The 7,118-nt window shown below is 70.2% G+C and carries 5 protein-coding genes; 3 read left to right on the top strand and 2 right to left on the bottom strand.

Going from position 1 to position 7,118, the window contains the following annotated elements; all coding sequences use genetic code 11:
• Positions 1-4: 4 nt before the first annotated feature.
• The gene (locus FL311_RS06195) at positions 5-532 is read right to left on the bottom strand and encodes a TetR/AcrR family transcriptional regulator (protein ID WP_141324008.1); all 528 of its coding nucleotides are present in this window, start codon (positions 530-532) and stop codon (positions 5-7) included.
• A gap of 171 nt (positions 533-703) precedes the next feature.
• Between FL311_RS06195 and FL311_RS06190 the strand changes: the two genes are divergently transcribed.
• From FL311_RS06190 to FL311_RS06180, 3 genes are read left to right on the top strand one after another with little or no spacing between them, the layout of a single operon-like run.
• Positions 704-2,599 (top strand): FAD-binding oxidoreductase, encoded by a 1,896-nt coding sequence (locus FL311_RS06190; protein ID WP_141324007.1) that lies wholly within the window; start codon positions 704-706, stop codon positions 2,597-2,599.
• A complete protein-coding gene (locus FL311_RS06185; RefSeq protein WP_141324006.1) occupies positions 2,599-5,208 on the top strand; it encodes an SDR family oxidoreductase in 2,610 nt (869 codons plus the stop codon). Before FL311_RS06190 ends, FL311_RS06185 begins: the two co-directional genes overlap by 1 nt.
• Positions 5,205-6,155: an NAD-dependent epimerase/dehydratase family protein gene (locus FL311_RS06180; RefSeq protein WP_194869078.1), complete on the top strand. Its 951-nt coding sequence runs from the start codon at positions 5,205-5,207 to the stop codon at positions 6,153-6,155. Before FL311_RS06185 ends, FL311_RS06180 begins: the two co-directional genes overlap by 4 nt.
• Before the next feature lie 37 nt (positions 6,156-6,192).
• On the opposite strand, the gene FL311_RS06175 is transcribed toward FL311_RS06180, so the two are convergent.
• A complete protein-coding gene (locus tag FL311_RS06175; protein WP_194869077.1) occupies positions 6,193-7,077 on the bottom strand; it encodes a DUF2181 domain-containing protein in 885 nt (294 codons plus the stop codon).
• Positions 7,078-7,118: the final 41 nt, after the last annotated feature.

Below are 7,118 nucleotides of genomic sequence, written 5' to 3'. Positions count from 1 at the left end.
CCCTTCAGATGCGCTCCACCACCCTCAGGGCGAAGCGCACGAAGCGCGCGTCGAGCGGCTCGTTGAGCATCAGCCGCTGCCACACCAGCCCGGAGAGCACGTTGACCACCAGCTCCCGGTCCGCCGGCCGCCGGTCGACGAGGCAGGCCCGGAGCTCGTCGCCCCGCGGCCGCACCAGCTGGGCGACCAGCCGCCGGTGGAGGTCCTCGTCGAACTGCGCCTCCGCCATCAGCGCGCGCAGCACCGGCGCCGCCTCCGAGGCGCCCCGGCACAGCTCCACCAGCGTGGAGGACAGCGACGGCCTGCGCGGGCCGCGCAGCCTGGGCGCCTGGCTCACCCATTCGGAGAACGCGTCCAGCACCAGCGCCCCCTTCCCCGGCCACCAGCGGTACAGGGTCTGCTTCCCCGCACCGGCCCGCTTCGCCACGTCCCCCATGGTGACGGCCGCATAGCCCCGCTCCAGCACCAGCTCCTGCGCCGCCACCAGGATGGCCCGGCGCACGCCCTCGTCCCTCGGTCGGCCTACACGCATGCCCCCTCTTTACGAGACTTCTTGTCTCGGAAGAATTCGGATTACGAGACCCGAGGTCTCGTTTGGGTACTTACGAGACCACGCGTTCCCAAAGTGCGTAGCGCGGTGCGCACCTGCGCAAAGCGCGCGCGTTGACGCAGCGAGCAACCCTATGTACCACTGCGCGCGACCATGGCTGACAAATCAGGATTGCTGCACCGTCTGGGTAATGCGGTGCAGAGCGGAGCCGGCGAGCGCCTCGACGGCAAGTCGTCCACCGTGTCGTCTGGAGACACGCGCTTCACGCCCCCCGTCGCTCCCGCGTCGCAGGACGTCGAATCCCTGCAGGGCTGGGGCTTCGAGGACACGCGCTTCGTGGTGCAACCTGATGGCAGCACGCTGCTGACGGGCACCCGCTACAACATCAGCAACGTGGCGCTGCCGGAGCTGATGCCGTGGTTCGCCGCCAGGCTGGCCTCGCCGCTGGGCTACGACAACCGCAACGAGCCGCACTACCCGCCCCAGATTCCCGAGGCGAAGAAGGACGAGGCGCTGCTCACCGCGCTGCGCGCCTTCCTGAAGGAGGACCAGCTCACCGACGACCCGAAGCAGCGGCTGCGCCGGGGCCACGGGCACACGGGCGGGGAGATCTGGGCCATCCGCTACACGAAGCTGGACCGCGTCCCGGACCTGGTGGTCTTCCCGCGCGGCCACGACGAGGTCGTGAAGCTGGTGGAGACCGCCTCGAAGCACGGCGCGTGTGTCATCCCCTTCGGCGGCGGCACCAACGTCACCGAGGCGCTGCGCATCCCGCTGTCGGAAGCGCGCCTGGTCATCGCCGTGGACATGCGGCAGATGAACCGCGTCCTGTGGATCGACACCGTCAACCGCATGGCCTGCATCGAGGCGGGGGCCACCGGCCGCCACCTGATGAGCGAGCTGGCGAAGTTCGGCTTCACCATGGGCCACGAGCCCGACAGCCTGGAGTTCTCCACGCTGGGCGGCTGGATTGCGACCAACGCCAGCGGCATGAAGAAGAACCGCTACGGCAACATCGAGGACCTGGTGCTGGACATGCGGGTCGTCACCGCCCAGGGCATCGTGGAGCGCCCGCGCCAGGCGCCGCGGGAGAGCGTGGGCGTCAACCCGCGCCAGTACATGTTCGGCAGCGAGGGCAACTTCGGCATCATCACCACGGCGGTGGTGAAGCTCTTCCCGCTGCCCGAGGTCCAGCGCTACGGCTCGGTCATCTTCCCGGACCTGGCCGAGGGCCTGGCGTTCCTCTACGAGCTGCAGCAGTCCGGCGCGGTGCCCGCCAGCGTGCGGGTGATGGACAACACCCAGTTCCACTTCGGCCAGGCGCTCAAGCCCGCCAAGCACGGGCTGGCCGCGAAGCTGAAGAGCGAGCTGGAGAAGGTCGTCGTCACCAAGCTCAAGGGCTTCGACCCGTACAAGCTCGCGGTGGCGACCATCGTGTTCGAGGGCTCGCGCGAGGAGGTCGACTTCCAGGAGAAGACGCTCTACCGCATCGCCGCGGCGCACGGCGGCATGAAGGGCGGCGGCGCCAACGGCGAGCGCGGCTACCAGCTCACCTTCGGCATCGCCTACATCCGCGACCTCACCTTCGAGCACTGGGCCATCGCGGAGAGCTTCGAGACGAGCGTGCCGTGGAGCCGCGCGCTGGAGCTCTACGAGCGCGTGCAGCGCCGGGTGGAGAAGGAGCACGCCCTGCTGAAGCTGCCCGGCAAGGTGTTCTTCACCGGCCGCCTCACCCAGGTCTACCAGACGGGCGTGGTCATCTACTTCTACCTAGGCTTCTACGCGAAGGGCGTGGAGGACCCGGTGGGCGCCTACGCGGCGCTCGAGCACGCGGCGCGAGAGGAGATCCTCGCCGCGGGCGGCTCACTGTCGCACCACCATGGCGTCGGTAAAATCCGCCGCGACTTCCTGCCGGAGGTCTACTCCGAGGGCGCGCTGGCGCTGAACCGCAAGGTGAAGGCGGCCATCGACCCGGAGAACGTCTTCGGCGCGTCGAACAGCGGCATCAACGGCCCGGTGGCGCTCACCCCGAACGAGGAGCCTCACTGATGTCCCGCCATGTCTTTCTCACCGGCGTCACCGGCTTCGTCGGCAAGGTGGTGCTGGAGGCGCTGCTCCACCAGGGCGTCGAGCGCGTCACCGTGCTGGTCCGCGAGTCCAAGGACCGTCAGGGCCGCGTGCAGTCGGCCGCGGAGCGCTTCGCCAGGGTGGCCCAGGCCGCGTGCTTCTCACGCCTGCCGGCCGGCTGGACCCAGCAGGTCGACGTGGTGAGCGGGGATCTGGAGCAGCCCGCCTGCGGCCTGTCCGCCGCGGACCGGGACGCCGTGCGCGGCGGCGTCACGCACGTGGTGCACTGCGCGGCGAGCGTGGAGTTCGACCTGCCGCTCGCGCAGGCGACGTCCGCCAACATCCGCAGCGCGCTGTCCGTGCTGGAGCTGGCGCGCGAGTGCCCCAAGGTGGTGGGCATGGTCGACGTGTCGACCGCGTACGTCAGCGTCTGGCGCCCCGGCCCCATCGAGGAGAAGCTCGCGCACCTGCCCAAGCCCGCCTCGGAGCTCTACGAGGCGTTCCAGGTGGCGCAAGGCGACGGCCGCGAGTGGCTGACGCTCACCGGCCACCCCAACACCTATACGCTCACCAAGAGCGTCGCCGAGCACCTCATCTGCGAGCGGCGCGGCCACGTGCCCGTGGTCATCGTGCGCCCCAGCATCGTGTCGGCCGCGCACCGCGCGCCCTTCCCCGCCTGGCTCGACAGCCCGGCGGCGCTGGCCGGGTGCCTGCTGTACAGCGGCCTGGGCGTGGTGCGGGCCTTCAACGCGGACCCGTCGGTGCGCCTGGACGTGGTGCCGGTGGACGTGGTGGCCAGTGAAGTGGTGCGCGCGGTGTTCGGCCCCATGCCGGCCGAGGGTCAGCCGGTGCCCATCGTCCACGCCACCATGGGCGTGCAGCGGGCGCTGCGCATCGACATGGCGGCGGCGACCACCATCGAGTGGTTCAAGCACCGCCCCGGCGTGGTGAAGGCGCCCGACATGTTCGTCGGCCGCAAGGACCACGGCTTCGACGCCGTCGACCTGGTGCGGCGCGAGCTGCCCGTGCAGCTGCAGAAGGCCGCCCTGACGGTGCTCGGGCAGAGCAAGGCCCTGCGCAAGCTGGTGCGCGCGGACCAGAAGGTCCAGTACCTCAACGAGGGCTTCTCGTACTTCACGCACCACACCTTCGACTTCGTGCGCGCCTCGCCGCTGGAGGTCCCCGGCTTCGAGCCGCGCGAGTACGTGCGCGTGGTGAACGAGGGCATGTACCGCCACCTGCTGTCGCGCGACGAGTCGCAGGTGTCCTTCGCCGGGCCCAAGCACGATGACGGGCGGGCGGACAGCACGTGGCTCAAGGAGCGCCCGGCCGCCAACACCACGCTCAAGGTGTTCGGCTATGCGCTGCGCAAGACGTTCCGCCACTGCACCAGCGACGTGACGTTCGACCGGCCCTCGTTCGAGCGCGCGATGGCGCAGGTGCCCCCGGGCGCGCTGGTGGTGCTGGCGCCCACGCACCGCAGCTACTTCGACTTCCTGCTCACCAGCTACCTGTGCTTCCAGCACCCGGAGCTGGGCATCTCCATGCCGCACATCGCCGCGGCGGAGGAGTTCGGCCGCATCCCGGTGGTGGGGCCCATCCTCAAGGACTCGCAGGCCTTCTTCATCAAGCGCGGCGTGGGCCGCGAGGTGCCGGAGCTGGGCGAGGAGCTGCGCCGGCTCACCGAGAAGAACGCGTCGCTCATGTTCTTCATCGAGGGCCAGCGCAGCCGCGCCCGGCTGATGCTGCCGCCCAAGCGGGGCCTCTTGCGCGCCCTGCAGAACACGGGGCGCCAGTTCGTCGTCCTGCCCGTGGCCATCTCCTACGACCGGCTCCCGGAGGAGGCTTCGCTGTGCGAGGAGCTGTCGGGCAAGCCGCGCCCGAAGATGACGCTCACGGGCGTCATGTCGTGGCTGGGCCGGCTCGCGCGGGGGCAGGTGCAGCTGGGCCGCGTCCACGTGGCGTGCGGCCAGCCCCAGGCGATGGGCCCGGACACGGACGTGCGCGCGCTGAGCCACACGGTGATGGCCGAGCTGCAGCGCCACACCACGGTGAGCAGCTTCCACCTGCGCGCGTTCCTCGCCGAGCACCCGATTCCGGGCGTCGACGAGGCGTGGCTGAAGGACGCCATCGAGCGGCGGGGCGGGCGCGTCATCGCCAGCGACCTGCCGGTGCCCTCGCCCCTGACCCCGACGCTGGCGCACTCGCTGCGCAACCAGTGGCAGAACTGGTTCGCGGGCGACGTACTGGCGCGCCAGCCGGGAAACCCCGCGCTGGAGACGCACCTGTCGCGCTATCGCTGGTGCGCCACGCCGCTGGCGGAGATGAGCGACGCGCGCGTCGACGCGGTGGTGAAGGCGCTCTTCGAGCCCGTGGTGCGCGACTACCTGGAGGCGACGAAGGTGAGCGCGCCCTGTGAGCTGAAGGCCGTGCCGGTGGCGCACCGCCCGCACCTGGATGGCATCGTGCAGGCGCTCCTGTCGCTCGACATCGTCAAGCCCTCGGGTGACGACCTCGAGTGGGGACCGAACGCGGCCCAGCTCGCCCAGTTCCAGCAGGCCTGTGCGTGGCGGGGCGAGGTGCAGTCGTGAAGACGCTCGTCACGGGTGCCAGCGGCTTTCTGGGGCGCAACCTGCTGGAGGTGCTGGGCGACGACGCGATTGCCCTGGTGCGCTCGCCGCTCGACGCGAAGGTTCAGCAAGTGTCGGGCACGCCGATGGAGCCCGACGCGTGGCTGTCCCAGGCAAAGGGCACGCGCGTGGTGATTCACGCGGCGGGCATGGTGCACCACAGCCGGCACCACGCCGAGGAGATGGTGCGCTTCAACATCGACAGCTCCCTGGCGATGGTGCGCGCGGCGAAGGCGCTCGATGCGCGGATGGTGCTGGTGTCGACGTCCGGCACGGTGGGCTGCTTCCCCCACGCCACCATCGAGGCGGACGAGCACTCGCTCTACGCGGAGGGCGTCGTCGGCCGCTGGCCCTACTACCTGTCGAAGATTCGCGCCGAGGAGCAGTCGAGGAAGCTCGCGAAGCAGCTGGGCGTGGAGCTGACGGTGGTGCGGCCTCCGGTGCTGCTCGGGCCGGGCGACACGCTGGGCCGCTCGACGACCAACGTCGCGCGCGTGCTCAACGGCCGGCTGCCCTTCATCCCCGCGGGCGGCATCGCCTTCACCGACGTGCGCGACGTGGCGCACGCGCTCGCGAAGCTGGCGCGGCGCGACACCTGGCGTGACACGTACCACCTGCCCGGGACGTCCCTGCCCTTGCGCACCTTCTTCGAGCGCGTGGGTGAGGTCGCCGGCATCAAGGTGGACAAGCCCGACGTGCCCACGCTCGTCGTGCAGGGCCTGGCGAAGCTGGGCTCGAAGGTGCCGCTCAAGAAGCTGCCGGACCCCGTCGTGCTCGAGATGTCCACGTGCCACTGGGGCTTCAAGACCCTGTGGAGCCACGAGGAGCTCGACTACCAGCCGCGCGCTCATCGCCAGACGCTGAGCGACACGGTGGCGTGGCTGCGGCAGTCCCAGCCCCGCGCCTGAGGCCTGGCGGTGGCGTCCCGTCCACCGCCAGCCTGACTCAGCCGCCGAAGGCCTTGTCCCACTGCGTGCGGAGCCAGTTCTTCGCGGCGTCCACCTTGCCGCCCCAGTTGTTCCCGTGGGGTCCGGCGATGTCGACGACGCCGTTGACGCCCCGCTCGCGCAGCGCCTCGGCGGCCTTCACCGGGTCGTCGGCCTCGCCCCACACGGACACGGTGCCCGCGGGCAGGAAGGTCTCGATGGCCTCGTCCGACAGCTTGTCGTGGCGCACCACGAAGGTGACGGGGCCGCCCAACTTCTCGGCCTGCTCGACCATCCTCCGGGCGTCGGCGGCCTTCACCTCGCCGTCGGTGGGTGGGTTGATGGCGAGGATGGCGTTGGGGAAGCGCTCGCGAATCTCCGGCCCCCACTTCTCCATGGCCTCGAAGCCCAGGTTGAGCATCAGCCGGTCCTGCGGGATGCCCACCTTCTCGATTTCATCGAGGACGGCCGGCACCTGGTCGCTCTCCTTGATGTCGAGCTTGAGCCCGCGCCCGGACTCCTTCCCCATCGTCAGCCATTCATTGAGGGTGAGGTTGTCGCCATCCTCGTGCGCCTTGTCGTGACGCATCTCCGGCGTGTCGTTGTTGATCTCCTTGCGGACATCCCCCTCGAACCAGTTGGCGTCGCTGTCGAGCGCGGCCTGGAACTCCTCCTTGGTGTTGGTGCGGTGCGCGTTGCGGGCCTCCGACAACGGCAGGTCTCCGGACCAGGTGTTGCCCGCGGGTGCCGAGGACTCGGCGGCGGGCTTCGCCTCGAAGGTGTCCGCCTGGGAGTAGCCCGTGGGCTTCGCGGCGGGCTTCGCCTCGGCGGGCGGAGGCGGAGGCGGACGTCTGGGCAGTTCCACCACCGGACGACGGATACGGCCGACGGAATCGAAAGACATGGCTCGAAGCCTCCCCATCACATTCTCGGGAATCAACGCTC

This window comes from Myxococcus sp. AB025B (assembly GCF_006518215.1).
In the GTDB taxonomy this organism is placed as follows: Bacteria; Myxococcota; Myxococcia; order Myxococcales; family Myxococcaceae; genus Myxococcus; species Myxococcus fulvus.
Note: the sequence above shows the minus strand (reverse complement) of the source record. Positions and strands in the feature narration are given on the sequence as shown.